The sequence below is a fragment of the Nonomuraea sp. IBHARD001 genome (assembly GCF_056106265.1).
Genome location: NZ_JBWBBW010000001.1, coordinates 411773 through 425799, shown reverse-complemented (window position 1 = coordinate 425799; position 14027 = coordinate 411773). Strand labels below are relative to the sequence as shown.

The following is a 14027-nucleotide window of genomic DNA, read 5'->3' as shown; positions in this document are numbered from 1 at the left end:
GGAAAGTGTCGCCTTGAACAAGTTTTACACAAAATATCGATAGCAGACTTGGGTGATCGGTTCTGACTTCTGATTGCTTAACAGCAAAAGCCGTCTGGTAACAGCTCTGCCTACCGCCGCTCTGCAGGGCGGCGGTGGGCTACACAGAAAGGGATGCAAGAATGTCTGATACAGTCCTCTCTTTTCCGGTCGACGATCAATTTGGGCTCCTAAGCTCGCATGGCTTTTCGGCAGGGTTTGCTGGCACCTGGGTAGAAGGAAATGATGTCGATCTCGTAGCGAATATCCTGCGCGCCGACCCGTCCAGTAGACTGGATTGCGACCTTCAAACCGCCAGGCGCCGACACGATCCCGACTCGTCCGACGAGGTCATCTGGGTAGGTGGGCACGCTCCAGGATGGCTGCACATTGTCGGTCTGCGTGGCCCCGGCGTGGTGCCGGAACCGCTCAGCGCAAACGGCTCCCAGCTCTTTTTTCTGGAATACGATCAAGACGGGGTTCGGGGCCTCACCTATTGGCGTGATGGGGAGAGTAGAGGGCAGTACGGGCGCGACTCTAACTTGCCGGGCGACTTGGATGACATGTTCGCCGACCATGCTGTCGCACTCACTCCCGGCGAGAAAGCTCAAGCCGAAATCAACGACTATTTGCTGCTAATTGGTCGCGTCACCAACAGATTCATCGATCACGATTGGTTTGCTGGCCGTCGGGCGCTATTTCGTATTCCGGAAGGCGCCTGGCTGTGGTGAACAGAGAAGACTGGCTGAGAACACTCTTGCATAATCGGAGATGGATCCCATGCCTGACGACAGCTGCATCCGTGCATGGATGTAGCTGTCAAGCACCAAACACCGAACACCAGCGGATGCTGAGGTAGTCGATTCGCCGTAGGCGGAGATCAAGGTAGGGGTGGTGTGTAGCGGAGGTGCTGAGACGGTCTTCGTCCTGCAGCGTGCAGTGCTTCAGGGGGCCTCGCAGGGCCTGCATCCCCCCTCTGCCCTCACCTCCGGCTGATCATGTCGGGCTGAGCAAGCGGGCTGATCAGCCACTACCCGGCCTCGCTGGGCCCTTCCTGACATATTCGGTTCCCACCCCTACAAGGCGACGAGTTCAGCGATCTTCTTCGCGATGTCTTCGAGCGAGTCCTCGTCAGTGCTGAGACCGTTGCGGGAGCCAAGGAGCGGGCTGATCGCCCGAATTTCGGCGTAGGACACCCCGTGCGCGACGGGGATCAGCAGGTCGCGAGCCAGCAGCTCAGAGAGTTCCTTCTCGGACACACCACCGCTTTCGATGCGCTTGAGGAACGCTGGCGTGATCAGGACGAGACCGATGCGCGTCTTGGCCAGGCCCTTGTCGATCTCCCGCATGAACGGCAGGCCGAGGATGATGTCCCGCTCGCTGAACCAGACCGACACCTCCTGCGCTTCGAGGAGGTCATGCAGTTCAGTCGCGGTCTCTCGCCGGTCGTCCCAGGCATGGCAGAGGAACAGGTCATAGGACTCGACGCGCGGTCCCACCGCTTCAACCTTCTGACGGTAGCGATCCAGCGCCGAGACTTCGTCCGAGCTGTAGGTGACGGGAGAGTTGGCCGGCGACCACCGCGGACGAGTCGATCGGCCAGCGCCACCCCCACCACTGGATCCGCCTCTACCGCTCGAAGCGCGAGAGATCGGCGAGGTATCGGAGGACGGGGAGTAGGAGAACGAGGAGTAGGAGGACCGGTATCGGCCACCATGAACAGGGCAGTCTGCGCCGCCGCCACGGATGTGGCCGCGTACGGGCGCTGTGCATCGCATGGCTCGAGTCTATGAGCGACCACCGACAGTCCCGTTTCGAGTCCTGTGGGGACCCGCGCCGCTCGGTCATCGTGCAGACGACTACGGACACCAGTGCAACCGACAATGGACACTGACACCGGGCCCAACTTCTTCAAGAGGCGAGCGCGTCTGCGAGAACGCCGACCCGACCATCACTCCACGAGCCCTCACCGAATCCTCCGCCTGGAATCGCTACCAGCGACCTTGCCTGGCAGGTCGACGCGATCCTCGACCGGCACGGTTCCGTGCGCGAGGCGATTCACGAACGACACGGAGCCGGCGAGATAGACCTGCCCACAGCGGGGGACACGCACAACCCCGAGGAGCTGGTCAGCAGGTTGCACAACGGCGGCGTGCGGCATCTGCTCCTGGCCGGTGGCACTGACCTGGCCACACCGTTCCTGACGGCTGGACTCGTCGACCACATCGAGACCGTTCTCCCCGTGCAGGAACCACCCCTGGAACCCGGCTCTGGTACCCACGCCGCCGGGCTGGACCTTCCTGAGGGATTCCACCTCACACGGGTGCGCCGCAGCGCCCGTCATGTGCAGGTCAGTGCAACCTGTCGAGCACCGGCATGACCACCATGGGACTCACCACCCGGCCGCCAGCGAAACTGCAGCACCGCAAGAGAGCTACCTTCGCCCTCCGACGACGAGCACGACAGCGATGAGCACGACAACAGACCGTTGCCCCTGCGAGGAAGAAAGGGCTCGCAGAGGTGATGGACGTGCTTTCCGAAATCCTGCGTGATCGCTTGCGGACGTCACCTGCCAGGCCTTGGGGTGCCCGGGACACCTGCTTCTCCAGGCACGTCGCCCTGCGGGGCGGCAGGATGGCGCTCATGTTGGTGATGCGCCCCGCAACCGCTTATGACCGGCCCGCGATGCGGGAGATGATCTCTGCTCGGTGTGCGTGGATGGAGGAGCGGGGAATGCCGTCATGGCGGCCGCAACTGGACGACCTGGTCTCCCATTGCGACAACCCGTGCGGGGATGTGTGGGTACTGGAGCGTGACGGTTCCCAGATTGCCGGTCGGACAACAGTGCAGGAGCAGGGGCCGCCTTGGGGGTGGACCGATCAGGAGAAGGCTGAGCCCTCCCTCTATATGACAACGTCGGTGACGTCGCCAGACCTGCACGATGTGAAGCCAGGGACGCTGATGGCATGGTGGGCGGTCGACCGCGCTGCCCGGCTCGGGATGCGGTGGGTGCGGCGGGACTGTCTGTTCCCCGAGCTCGCCACCTACTACCTGACTCAGGGCTACGATCTGGTCCGCGAGGTCGAGTTCAAAGGCCATCGGCTGTTCATGATGGCGCGCCCAGCCGAGCGGCTAGACCTCGCGGAACTTTTTCACAGGTAGGCGGTCGCGGCTAGGTGTAGGTCGACGACTTGCAACGGCTTGGCGTGGAGCTCCTCCTCGTAGGGCTCGTGCTCCATGGCGGCCAGGGTACTTCTCAGCTCGTCGGGGTCGACCAGGTGAGCGTCGATCAGCGGTGATCCATCGGTGAGGATCTGCTGCAGGAGCGAGATTCCGTAGGTCTTGAGCGCGTGTTCGACGAGCCAGACAAACGACTCGCGCTCGACAGGATTGCAGACCTCGTCACTGGGACCGAGCGCTTGCATGTGGCGGCGTTGGAGGTTCTCAAACTCGCGCCAGTGGAGAGGGAGCTGTTCGCCGAGAAGGATCATCGCGGGGAAGGTGAAGGGGGGATCGGCCCCGCGGCGAGGCGATCAGCCCGTACGAGGAACCCCTGTTCCTTCCCTAGGAATCCGAAGTTGTCGCTGCTGCCAACTCCCACATCACTGACAAGCAGGGTGATCGCGTTCACAATAGCTGGCGGGGCGATGGCGTCGCCGCCGTTGCGCAGTGCGGGGCGGGCGTCAGGGCCAAGCCAGGGGAGCTTCTACCGCCTCACCGGTCAGATCGCGGAGCACGGCGCACACGCGCTTGACTGCGCTGATGCTCCGCCACTGCATCCGAACTGCCCTCGCATCCTGCGGGGACAGCGCGACCATCTCATCTCCGCCGAGTCCGGTCACCAGCTGTCTCTGGAGACCACGGCGCCACCACTGCTACGCGCTGGCATCTGAACGAGAAGGTCGTGTTCGTTGAACGGCAGAGTTGCACGCATCTGGGTGCGGCGGCGGTGTTGCTGGGCGCGCCCCGCGCCGATGACTTGAAGTGCTGCAGTGGTGATCTGGCCGGGCCAGCGGGTGGCCGCACGGGCGGCGGCGGTGCCGGAGTCGAATCCGCCGGTGAGGTGGAAGATCTCGTAGCGAATATCCTGCGCGCCGACCCATCCAGTAGACTGGATTGCGACCTTCAAACCGCCAGGAGCCGACACGACCCCGACTCATCCGACGAGGTCATCTGGGTAGTACTCCAGCCGCACTTCAGAGTTGGGCGGCAACGGCCTGCGTCGTGCTGTAGCGCGCTCGTCCATGCTCGAGCACGCTCGTCCATGCTTGTAGCCGGGTGAAAGACGAGCGACCACCGCTGTGATCATTCAGGTGTGTTGGAACTGAAGATCATGCGGTGGCCGCGTTGGCCAGGGTAGAACATGTCAGCGCCGCTGGTCTGCAAGCGGGTCTGGATGACGCCTTCGCGCTGGTAGCCGACCGGTTCAAACGTCCCGAAGTTCGACAGCGTGCACGTGCTTGCCTCGGCGGGCTGCTGTCCGGGCTGGAGCATAAGAACGGCTGGTCGCTGGCCGAGTACGCCGGTGAGGCCACCCCGGATGGCATGCAGCGGCTGTTCAACGCCGCCAAGTGGGACGTCGATGGCGTGCGCGACGATATCCGCACCTACCTGATGCGGTATCTGGGCGAGCCCGATGGGGTGCTGGTCGGCGACGACACCGGCTTCGCCAAACAAGGCACCCGCTCGGCAGGGGTGCAGCGGCAATACACCGGCACCCTCGGCAAGGTCACCAACTGCCAGATCGGCGTGTTCCTCGGCTACGCCTCCAGCCGTGGCCGGGCAGTGCTGGATCGTGAGCTCTACTTGCCCAGAGACTCCTGGATCGCCCGGCCGGACCGCTGCGCGAGCGCTCATGTCCCCGAGCAGGTCGGCTTCGCCACCAAACCCCAACTCCTGCAGGCCATGATCGGACGGGCACTCGCGGCCGGCGTGCCGTTCGGCTGGGTGACCGCCGATGAGGCATACGGCGACAACGGACCCCTGCGCCGTTACCTGGAAGACCAGCAGATCTCCTACGTGTTCGCGGTCTCCCGTGCCCACCAGATCGCCACCGGCGTGGGCAAGGTCCGCGCCGACGTCATGGCCGTCAAGGTGCCCAAGAGCGGATGGCAGCGCCTGTCCTGCGGCCCTGGAGCCAAGGGCGAACGGCGCTACGACTGGGCGCTGATCGCCACTGACAGCCCTGCGCGCCGCCTGCTCATCCGCCGCTCGCTCAGCAATCCCCGCGACCTGGCCTTCTACCTGTGTCACACTCCGCGACCGGTGCCACTACAGCGCCTGGTCAAGGTGGCCGGCGCTCGCTGGACGATCGAGGAATGCTTCCAGACCGGCAAGAACGAAGCCGCCTTCGACCAGTACCAGGTGCGGCTCTATACCGCCTGGTATCGCTACATCACTCTGGCCATGCTCGCCCTGGCCTTCCTGGCCGTGACTCGTGCAGTCCTCAGCGCCGCACCCGTCCCACCGGCCGGCACCGGCCAGCTCATCGAGATGTCCGCGAACGAGATCCGCCGCCTCTTCGCCCTGCTGACCCGGCCGCCCATCAGCCGGTCTCACATCCTGCACTGGTCACGCTGGCGACGACGCCATCAAGCCCGCTCCCGACGAAGCCACTACCAGCGACAACACCTCAAAGATCGATAAGTGCGGCTGGGGTAGTAGGCGCGCATGCTCCGGGATGGCTGCACAATGTCGGTCTGCGTGGCCCCGGCGTGGTGCCGGAACCGCTCAGCGCAAACGGCTCCCAGCTCTTTTTTCTGGAATACGATCAAGACGGGGCTCGGGGCCTCATCTATTGGCGTGACGGGGAGAGTAGAGGGCAGTACGGGCGCGACTCCAACTTTACGGGCGACTTGGATGACATGTTCGCGGACTACGCTGTCGCACTCACTCCCAGCGAGGAAGCTCAAGCCGAAATCAACGACTATTTGCTGCTAATCGGTCGCGTCACCGGCAGATTTATCGATCACGATTGGTTTACCGGCCATCGAGCGCTGTTTCGTATTCCGGAAGACGCCTGGCCGTGGTGAACAGAGCAGACTGGCCGAGAACACCTCAGTGTATTCGGCGATAGAGCCCACACCAGGCGACAGCTGCATCCGTGCAATTCAAGCTGCATGGATGTAGCTGTCCAGCAAGCAGCACCAAACCATCGGCGGATGCCGAGGTGGTCGATTCGCCGTTGGCGGCGATCAAGGTAGGGGCAGTGCGTGGTGGATGCCTGAGCGAGTGCCCAAGTGGCTCGATGCTCATGGCAGACCGTCAGGACTCATACGTGAGTACCGGGACGGTCTTCGTCCCCCAGCGGGCAGCGCTTCAGGAGGTCGCGATGACAGGCCCTGCCCCCACCCTCTGCCCTCACCTCCGGCTGGGCTGATGATGACACTGATGGAAGTCTCGTCATCGTGGGCTGGGCGGAGGACGACGCGGACGTGCTTGCGAGGATTCGTGAGGTCAGCCATATCGAGACCTACGAACGAGCCGTTCGAGTGCCGAAGGAACTGAGGAAGGCCCTATGGGAGGCGTGCGGCGGTCATGATCCAGACTTTGATTGAGCTGTTCGGCAAGGCGCAGTACTCGGTGACGCACCTGGAGATGCGCGACACCTACGGCAGCAGCGAGCCTGACTTCCAGGCGTGGCTTGCCGGTACGAGCGTCGCCGAGCTAGAGCGGCTCGGGAACATGGACGGCTGGGTTCGCCTCATCGCGGAGCACGCCGACAGGGGTGTCACCTTCCGGCGAGCCCGTGTGGTCTCAGAGCCGCACAGTGACTACATCGCGTTCGAGCACGCCGTAACCGGTTATTCCAACCTTGCCGGCGGTGAACAGGTTCGCTGGCTGGCTCGGCCGCGGGCGCGAGACATCGCGCTTCCCGGTTGCGATTTCTGGCAGGTCGACGACGGGCAGGTGTGCTGGGTCTTCCAGACCGGCGACGGAGAGCCCGCAGGCTTTGAGCTGTCTGATGACGCTGGCGAGGCGGCGCTTTGCGCGGCGGCGTTCAAGGCTGTGTGGGAACGCGGCATCGAGCACTCGGAGTACACACCCGCCATGTCAGAGTTCAACGGTTCGTGGCAACGTCACCGTCCTCCAGCGCCCAGCAGGCACGTCAGGCCATCGCCGACCGGCTGCGCGAGATCTTGCGCGATTCCGGGCTGACCGCTCGGGCGCTGGCCCGCCAGGCCGGCTGGGATGAGACGAAGTGCTCCCGCCTCACCAGTGGCCGTACGCCTCCCTCGGACGCTGACATCCGCATCTGGTGCACGATTTGCGGTGTCCCTGAGGAGATCCCCAATCTGATCGCCGCAAGCCGTAATGCGGCGAATGCCTACGTGGAGTGGCGACGGGTTCAGCGTAGCCAGCGGCGCCTTCAGGAATTGGGCCTGGAGCTGTATGAGAACACCACCGTCTACCGCTTCTACAGCTCGAACTTCATGTTGTGGCCGCTGCAGACCCGGACTACATGCGAGCTGTCATGACATGGTTCAACGAGTTCCACCAAGCGGGCAACACCGACATCGAGGAGGGAGTACAGCTTCGTGTGGCTCGACGCCGGTTCCTCGCCGACGGGCGGCGCACCTGCGTCATGATCATGGAGGAGTCGGTGCTGCGGAATCGCATCTTTCCTGATCACATCATGCGTGAGCAGCTCCGCTACATCCTGACCGTGATGCGCCAGCCGAACCTGTCTGTCGGCGTCATTCCGTGGATGGCCGCCCGCTCGCAGCACGCCTGCGAGACCTTTCACATGTACGGGGAGGTGAATGTGTCCATTGAGCTGACCACAGCCATCGTCACGGTCACGCAGCCACGCGAGATCGCTCTGTATGTGAAGGCGTTCAATGCGCTGGCTTCCGCGGCTGTCTACGGCAATGCTGCTCGCGCCCTTGTCTCGGATGCCGTCGAAGCGCTGGCCTAACTGGCGTACAAGTTCGTACAGGTTCGTTGAGCCGTCCGTGGGCGCGCTCCTACCGTTCTAGGCATGCCTCCCAGCAGAAGGCGGCCCAGGAAGCAACTGCTCACAGGTCCGCTCACCTCAGTTGAGCTCGACGAAATCGGCCGGGTGCCGAGCCTGCAGCCCCCTCCGGCATGGACACGCGCGCAGTACAGGGCGCAGATGCTTCGGCGAGGCGTGGGGGAGAGCGGCGATCCCGGCACGCTGGGGATCGCCGGCTGCCTCGCCCTCGCCGAAATCAACACGGTGCTGGAGAAGCGGCCCAACACCGTCTGGATCATCGGCGGCGCCACACTGCCGCGACCAGATAGAACAGCAATCCCCGGTGGTGTTCCGCAGGCTCGGGAGGGCGCAACATAGCCACTCCTGCCGGGCTAATCAAGCCCGCCGCTGCTGCGCAGGACACCACTCGGGCGATTGGCGATCTTGAGGAGTGGGGAATTGGATCATTCGGGGTGATGCTGATCGCGCTGGTTGAGCCCGAGCTCCGGCGCAGGGGGCCGAAGAGCAGTCGCTGTTGCTGCCTACCAGCCTAGCAAGCTGTTGAGTTCGGCCGACTAGCAGCGAGGCAGGCTGAACTCGATCGTGACCACCGGGCTCGATGACCCGGCCGCCCATCTTGGCCACGAGCAGACTTGGACTGACACAAGAGCTCGCGATCGATCGCATCACGTCGGGTGATCCCACAGTTGATCGCGCCCGGCTCGGCCTGCACCCGAACCGGAGTCCGTGCACGGAGTGGACCCCGGCGCCCTCGAGGAGGAAGCTGAGGCCTTGAAGGCCGTGTCGGGCGCACCCTGGCCAGCCCGGCAGGCGACTGCGATGGCCATCATCGAGGCGCGCACCGGTGCGCGGCTGCCTGCTGACTGGTATGAGCGCCCCCGTACGGTCGCGATCGTCGATCCATTGATCGACGAGGAATGTCCGCCGATCGGTTTTCGGCACCACGAGCCGGATCTGGCGGCGCGGCTCTGCCTGGCATCGCCGGAGACCCGCCGTCTGATCCTGCTTCACGTCATTGACCTCCTGATCGAACGGTTCGCTCTCGGATCCACCGCTGTGACTCAAGCCAAACAAGTGGTGCACGATCGCCTTCCGATCAGTACCGATCTGCTCCAGCGTGTTTCGAGTGATTGGGAAGCCCTCGGACAGCGATGGGCCGGGCAAGGCGCCGCAGTTCGGGAACAAGCTCACGATGAGTGGACGCGATGGGTGGCAGCCAACGGAGTGCGCCACGGTATGCGCTCATTCCAGGAAGAAGCGACTGTTCTCGACGGCCTCACCTATGCCAGATTCGCCTTCGGTGACGAGTGGCCCGGCATCCGGGCATGGATTCGCGCCGAACTGAGGTCCGGATTCTCTCGTTCGCGTTAGGTTGTCCACTCGTGTATGCACGGTGTTTCCATGGGCGGGAGGAAACCTCGCCCTTCTCAGTACGCCGTTCTGCTCGAGCGTGGAGTTCGACTCCAGCGCTTGGGCGATGCCTCGGTGGCGGACGCCAGCGCGGTACGGGGGCGTGGCCATCCTCTTGCTGGCCTGCATGCTGCACGCAGTGACCGCCGTCCGTGGCCGGCAGCGGGCAGGCCAACTGCTCGTGCGGGTTCTGGCGGTCGGTGTTCTGCTGGTGCATGGCTCTGGAGCGCTGTCGCTCGGCATCGACGTGGGCGTGGATGCGGCATGTCGTCGAAACCTAGACGTCTTCTGGCGCGGGGTTGGGGACCTTCTGCTCGGAGATCTCGCTCTAGTTCTGGCCTCATTGTGCGCCCTGATGTCGGTGCGGGCGCACCGGTATCGGATGCGAGGGCTCATCCGGCGGACGGAGGTCAGGCGTGCAATCTCAGGGCTGGGGCTGGGATTGCTGTTGTTCGTCCTGCCCGTCACCGAGGTCACGACCAGGCCGGTCACTGGCGGCGACGCATGTTGGCCGAAGGCGGGAGATGGTGAGCAGGCCTTCCTCTGCAACGCGCGTCCTGTCTTCCCGGCGATGTCCGACCATCTGCTGCTGGCCTACGGGCGCAAGCAATGTGCCGCCTATCCAGGCAATAGCATGCACGTCTCGCTTCTCCTGCCGATCTGTCCCGCAGCGGCCCGGGAATCGGACAGGGAGATCGCCGCCGAACAAGCGAGGATCAAGCTTCAGGAAGCGGCTAGCCAAGCGGCTTGCGACCGTTTCCAGCATCGGCCGCTTCTGAAGCCCGTGGGCGTTGCCCGGGACCGGATGCGGTCGGATACGGGGCTCCAAGCGTTCGAGGATCACGAGCTCACCTCAGACGAACGCCCCGCCCTGCACCGTGACCTGGTGGGCAGCACGCAAGGAAATCTCCTGATCGCCACCGATAGCGAGGCAGACACCTGTGTGACCGCAGAGACGTACCGACATCGGCCGCCTGTCCAAGTGGCCGGATGGGACAAGGTGATCGAGATTGGGCACAAGAGCCCGACAGGGCGTTCCGAGCTTGTCGCATCAGGCTCGATCGTGCCGCTGAACCTCGCCTCGTCGGGCAGGGGACGCTATCGCGTACGAGTGCACTATCGCGAGCCTGTCCCGGCGGAGAGCCTGCCGCAGCATCTGCTGGTCATGGTGTTTCCCGGCCACAGCGATCAGGTGGTTACCCACAAGTGATGAGGCCATGCCCGCACAAGCGTGGGTATCGATGCTCATCCACTGACCTTGAGCGGGCCGGGCGAGGTGTGTCGCTATGAGGGGTGCGACAGAGATTCGCCCCTCAAGCCTGCTGCCACCGGACTGGACGAGGGTTGGCCAGGCGGGAAACTCCTTGCGGCTCCGCGGGGAAGGCTGAGGCGATCAGCTGCTTGTGCGTCGGCCAGGACGTTCTCCCAGGCGGCGCGGCAGACGATCAACCGTTGCGTGTCAGGAACAGCGACCACGACCGCGCCGCAGTCCAGACAGCGCAGATGCTCGATGCGGACGGCGGCCACCTCCCCGGAGGTCAGTCCGCAACCGAACCCGAGGGCCATCAGCGCCAGCGCGTCGCCTCTGGCCTGGCCGGGCAGACGTTCGGCCCAACCGCGAAGGCGGCCGAGCTGAGTCGGCGAATACGGCGAACTGACCTTCTTCGGGGCTTTCATCGGCGGCGGAGCCTGCTCGCCGCGCTCCAGCCAGGCCAGTGTGGCGCGCATGTTGCCACCGCCTAGTGCTGTGACCACAAATGATCACCGGGTTGGCGTGCACAACACTTCTGCCGATTGGATGGACTGACCACGGCCGATCAGTCTTGGAGGCAGGGTGACGCAACCGGTCAGGGTCCGCAGGCTCACGGACCAAGAAGGACAGAAACTGCAGCGGATCGTGCGACGCGGAACCACCAGCACGGTCCGCTACCGGCGAGCGATGATCCTGCCGGCCTCAGCCGGAGGCAACACCGTGCCGGTCATCGCCCGCCTGGTCCAAGCCGACGAGGACACCGTCCGCGACGTCATCCACCGCTTCAACGAGATCGGGCTGGCCTGCCTGGACCCTCAGTGGGCGGGAGGCCGTCCCCGCCTGACCAGTCCTGACGACGAAGACTTCATCGCCAAGACGGCCACCACCCGCCCGACCAACTTCGGCCGGCCCTTCACCCGCTGGTCCATCCGCAAACTCCTGAACTACCTGCACCGCCTTCCCGACCGGGCGATCACCCTCGGCCGCGAAGCGTTACGCCTGCTGCTGGTCCGCCGGGGGATCACCTTCCAGCGCACCAAGACCCGGGAAAGACTCACCCGACCCCGACTTCGACACCAAACTCGACGCGATCGACTACGCCCTGACCCGCCGGCCCGAGCGCACCTTCGCCTTCGACGAGTTCGGACCGCTCGGCATCCGGCCCACCGCCGGCACAAGCCGGGCACCGGCGGGCCAGCCGGACCGGCTGCCGGCCACCTACCACCGCACCCACGGCGTCACCTACTTCCACGGCTGCTACTCCGTCGGCGACGACCTGTTGTGGGGCGTCAACCACCGGCGCAAGGGCATCAACCACACCTGGGCCGCACTCCGCTCGATCCGAGCTGCCCGACCGGACGGCGCCCCGATCTACGTCATCCTGGACAACCTCTCAGCGCACAAGAACTGGCGCATCCGCACCTGGGCCACCAAGAACAAGGTCAGGCTGCTGTTTACCCCCACCTACGCCTCCTGGGCCAACCCGATCGAGGCGCACTTCGGCCCGCTGCGCCAGTTCACCCTGGCCAACTCCGACCACCCCAACCACACCGTCCAGACCCGGGCTCTGCATGCCTACCTGCGCTGGCGCAATGCCCACGCCCGCCACCCCGACGTGCTCGCCGCCCAACGCCGCGAACGCGCCCGCATTCGCAGTGAGAAGGGCATCCGCTGGGGCGGGCGCCCACTCAGCGTGGCAGCCTGACTCTCGACAACCCGGTGATCATTTGTGGTCACAGCACTAGTGTCATCCGCCTGAAATTCGTCGGCAATATCGTGCGAGGGATTCGAGGATCTCTTCGGCGCTCTTGGTCCACACAAACGGCTTGGGGTCGGTGTTCCACAGAGCCATCCAGGTGCGGATGTCCTTCTCCAGCGCCTGGACGCTCTTGTGGACACCACGGCGGATCAGCTGGTCGGTCAGGTAGCCGAACCAGCGCTCGACTTGGTTGATCCAGGAGGAGCCAGTGGGCGTGAAGTGCATGTGGAAGCGGGGATGACGGGCCAGCCACGCCCTGATCGCGGGCGTTTTGTGGGTGCCGTAGTTGTCGCAGATCAGGTGAATGTCCAGCTCCACGGGCACCGTCTTGTCGATCGTGACCAGGAACTTCTTGAACTCCACAGCGCGGTGCTGACGGTACAGCTGGCCGATCACCGTGCCGTCGGCGACGTTGAAGGCGGCGAACAGGCTGGTGATGCCGTTGCGCACGTAGTCATGGGTGCGCCGCTCGGGCATGCCCGGCATCATCGGTAGCACAGGCTGCGACCGGTCCAGGGCCTGGATCTGGGACTTCTCATCCACGCACAGCACCACCGCCCGCTCGGGCGGGTGATGATAGAGCCCGACCACATCGACCACCTTCTCCACGAACAACGGGTCGGTGGAGAGCTTGAAGGTGTCACTGCGGTGCGGCTTGAGCTCAAAAGCGCGCCAGATCCGGCCGATCGTCGACTCCGACAACCCGCTGCGCTGGGCCATCGAGGCCCGCGTCCAATGGGTGGCGCCGGTTGGTGTCTGCTCCAGGGTAGTCACGACCACCTGCTCGACCTGGTCCACGGTGATCGACGGTGGCCGGCCAGGTCTCGGCTCGTCGATCAGCCCGTCCAGCCGCAGTCGCAGGAAGCGGGAGCGCCACTTGGAGACCGTGTCCGGATGCACCCGCAACTCGGTGGCGATCTGCTGGTTGGCCTTGCCCTCGGCGCAGGCCAGCACGATCTTCGAGCGCATCGCCAGGACCTGCGCCGACTTCGCTCTTCGCGCCCACCGTTGCAGCGTGACCCGCTCTTGTTCGGTGATCGTCAGCTCGGCCTTGGGCCGCCCGGTTCGGGGCCTGTCCAGCAGGGCGTCGATCCCGCCTTGTGCGTAGGCTCCGCGCCAGCGCCGCACCATTGCCACATTCATCCCGAGGTCCCGTGCCACCTGCGCGTTGCTGGCCTGCGGTTCAGCGCAGGCCAGCACGATCCTCGCGCGATCAGCCAGTCCCGGCATATCCACCATCAGGACGTGGAGCCGAGCTCGCTCGGCGTCCGCTAACACGATCTTCACCGCTGACGCGCCGGAATCGCCTATCCATCCAGGATAAGGATTTACCCGCCGAACTTCAGGCGGATGACACTAGTGGCCCGTCCGGCAGCCTTCGAGGTCGTCACAGCCAGCCTGGTGGGCGTCACTTCCCGCACCTGGCCACGCTGGCTGGCCGCCTATCGGGCAGGGGTGGCCCTGGAGGTGCCGGGCCCAGAGCAGGCGCAACGACCTGAGGCTGCGCTGCTTTCTTGAAGAGTTGGCGAACTTCATCGAGGGGACGGGATCGCGTGCCCTGCGTCCGGCCAGAGGAGAGGACACTGCATACTCTAGCATCTATACCAGACAGTACGAAGCTACTGTACGGT

General features: G+C 64.6%; 16 protein-coding genes and 1 pseudogene. 12 read left to right on the top strand and 5 right to left on the bottom strand.

The features are described 5' to 3' along the window. Positions 1 to 161: 161 nt before the first annotated feature. Positions 162 to 749 carry a hypothetical protein gene (locus tag ACTWNK_RS01760; protein ID WP_474301706.1) on the top strand — a complete coding sequence of 196 codons (588 nt, stop codon included), beginning with the start codon at positions 162 to 164 and terminating at the stop codon, positions 747 to 749. Positions 750 to 1094: 345 nt separating this feature from the next. Here ACTWNK_RS01760 and ACTWNK_RS01755 read toward each other — a convergent pair whose 3' ends face one another. Then, the gene (locus ACTWNK_RS01755) at positions 1095 to 1517 is read right to left on the bottom strand and encodes a toll/interleukin-1 receptor domain-containing protein (RefSeq protein ID WP_474301705.1); all 423 of its coding nucleotides are present in this window, start codon (positions 1515 to 1517) and stop codon (positions 1095 to 1097) included. 488 nt (positions 1518 to 2005) lie between these two features. On the opposite strand from ACTWNK_RS01755, the gene ACTWNK_RS01750 reads away from it, so the two are divergent. Together ACTWNK_RS01750 and ACTWNK_RS01745 are read left to right on the top strand one after the other, a co-directional pair. Next, positions 2006 to 2398, top strand: a complete 393-nt coding sequence (locus tag ACTWNK_RS01750; protein WP_474301762.1) for a dihydrofolate reductase family protein — start codon at positions 2006 to 2008, stop codon at positions 2396 to 2398. A 263-nt stretch (positions 2399 to 2661) separates the two neighbouring features. Beyond that, positions 2662 to 3180, top strand: a complete 519-nt coding sequence (locus ACTWNK_RS01745) for a GNAT family N-acetyltransferase (protein WP_474301704.1) — start codon at positions 2662 to 2664, stop codon at positions 3178 to 3180. Here ACTWNK_RS01745 and ACTWNK_RS01740 read toward each other — a convergent pair. Both ACTWNK_RS01740 and ACTWNK_RS01735 read right to left on the bottom strand, forming a co-directional pair. Next, complete coding sequence (locus ACTWNK_RS01740) at positions 3171 to 3509, bottom strand: hypothetical protein (RefSeq protein WP_474301703.1); 339 nt, start codon at positions 3507 to 3509, stop codon at positions 3171 to 3173. The two genes, ACTWNK_RS01745 and ACTWNK_RS01740, sit on opposite strands and share 10 nt — an antisense overlap. A 347-nt stretch (positions 3510 to 3856) precedes the next feature. Further along, complete coding sequence (locus ACTWNK_RS01735) at positions 3857 to 4147, bottom strand: hypothetical protein (RefSeq protein ID WP_474301702.1); 291 nt, start codon at positions 4145 to 4147, stop codon at positions 3857 to 3859. Between the two features lie 218 nt (positions 4148 to 4365). Here ACTWNK_RS01735 and ACTWNK_RS01730 point away from each other — a divergent pair, with 218 nt between their 5' ends. From ACTWNK_RS01730 to ACTWNK_RS01695, 8 genes are all read left to right on the top strand, one after another. Then, entirely contained in the window at positions 4366 to 5664 is a 1299-nt protein-coding gene (locus ACTWNK_RS01730; RefSeq protein WP_474301761.1) for an IS701 family transposase, read from the top strand. 71 nt (positions 5665 to 5735) lie between these two features. Then, positions 5736 to 6050 (top strand): hypothetical protein, encoded by a 315-nt coding sequence (locus ACTWNK_RS01725; protein WP_474301701.1) that lies wholly within the window; start codon positions 5736 to 5738, stop codon positions 6048 to 6050. 505 nt (positions 6051 to 6555) lie between these two features. Next, positions 6556 to 7176: a DUF6879 family protein gene (locus tag ACTWNK_RS01720; RefSeq protein ID WP_474301700.1), complete on the top strand. Its 621-nt coding sequence runs from the start codon at positions 6556 to 6558 to the stop codon at positions 7174 to 7176. Continuing rightward, complete coding sequence (locus ACTWNK_RS01715) at positions 7089 to 7496, top strand: helix-turn-helix domain-containing protein (protein ID WP_474301699.1); 408 nt, start codon at positions 7089 to 7091, stop codon at positions 7494 to 7496. The genes ACTWNK_RS01720 and ACTWNK_RS01715 overlap by 88 nt, the downstream gene beginning before the upstream one ends. Beyond that, positions 7481 to 7936, top strand: coding sequence for a Scr1 family TA system antitoxin-like transcriptional regulator (locus ACTWNK_RS01710; protein WP_474301698.1), 456 nt, complete (start codon positions 7481 to 7483; stop codon positions 7934 to 7936). Before ACTWNK_RS01715 ends, ACTWNK_RS01710 begins: the two co-directional genes overlap by 16 nt. A 63-nt stretch (positions 7937 to 7999) precedes the next feature. Then, on the top strand, positions 8000 to 8332 hold the full coding sequence (locus ACTWNK_RS01705; protein ID WP_474301697.1) for a hypothetical protein: 333 nt from the start codon (positions 8000 to 8002) through the stop codon (positions 8330 to 8332). A 462-nt stretch (positions 8333 to 8794) separates the two neighbouring features. Beyond that, a complete protein-coding gene (locus ACTWNK_RS01700) occupies positions 8795 to 9346 on the top strand; it encodes a hypothetical protein (RefSeq protein ID WP_474301696.1) in 552 nt (183 codons plus the stop codon). A 142-nt stretch (positions 9347 to 9488) separates the two neighbouring features. Further along, positions 9489 to 10595, top strand: a complete 1107-nt coding sequence (locus ACTWNK_RS01695) for a hypothetical protein (protein ID WP_474301695.1) — start codon at positions 9489 to 9491, stop codon at positions 10593 to 10595. Positions 10596 to 10669: 74 nt separating this feature from the next. Here ACTWNK_RS01695 and ACTWNK_RS01690 read toward each other — a convergent pair whose 3' ends face one another. Then, positions 10670 to 11113 carry a hypothetical protein gene (locus ACTWNK_RS01690; RefSeq protein WP_474301694.1) on the bottom strand — a complete coding sequence of 148 codons (444 nt, stop codon included), beginning with the start codon at positions 11111 to 11113 and terminating at the stop codon, positions 10670 to 10672. A 106-nt stretch (positions 11114 to 11219) separates the two neighbouring features. Between ACTWNK_RS01690 and ACTWNK_RS01685 the strand changes: the two are divergent. Then, positions 11220 to 12342, top strand: a pseudogene (locus ACTWNK_RS01685) (IS630 family transposase). 42 nt (positions 12343 to 12384) lie between these two features. On the opposite strand, the gene ACTWNK_RS01680 reads toward ACTWNK_RS01685, so the two are convergent. After that, positions 12385 to 13683, bottom strand: a complete 1299-nt coding sequence (locus tag ACTWNK_RS01680) for an IS630 family transposase (protein ID WP_474301693.1) — start codon at positions 13681 to 13683, stop codon at positions 12385 to 12387. Between the last annotated feature and the right edge of the window lie 344 nt (positions 13684 to 14027).

Bases quoted from the DNA above. Each gene is read 5' to 3' on its own strand.
- ACTWNK_RS01700 (WP_474301696.1), top strand. From the start codon at position 8,795: ATGGCCATCATCGAGGCGCGCACCGGTGCGCGGCTGCCTGCTGACTGG.
- ACTWNK_RS01705 (WP_474301697.1), top strand. From the start codon at position 8,000: ATGCCTCCCAGCAGAAGGCGGCCCAGGAAGCAACTGCTCACAGGTCCG.
- ACTWNK_RS01760 (WP_474301706.1), top strand. From the start codon at position 162: ATGTCTGATACAGTCCTCTCTTTTCCGGTCGACGATCAATTTGGGCTC.
- ACTWNK_RS01745 (WP_474301704.1), top strand. From the start codon at position 2,662: ATGTTGGTGATGCGCCCCGCAACCGCTTATGACCGGCCCGCGATGCGG.
- ACTWNK_RS01740 (WP_474301703.1), bottom strand. From the start codon at position 3,509: ATGATCCTTCTCGGCGAACAGCTCCCTCTCCACTGGCGCGAGTTTGAG.
- ACTWNK_RS01690 (WP_474301694.1), bottom strand. From the start codon at position 11,113: ATGCGCGCCACACTGGCCTGGCTGGAGCGCGGCGAGCAGGCTCCGCCG.
- ACTWNK_RS01710 (WP_474301698.1), top strand. From the start codon at position 7,481: ATGCGAGCTGTCATGACATGGTTCAACGAGTTCCACCAAGCGGGCAAC.
- ACTWNK_RS01720 (WP_474301700.1), top strand. From the start codon at position 6,556: ATGATCCAGACTTTGATTGAGCTGTTCGGCAAGGCGCAGTACTCGGTG.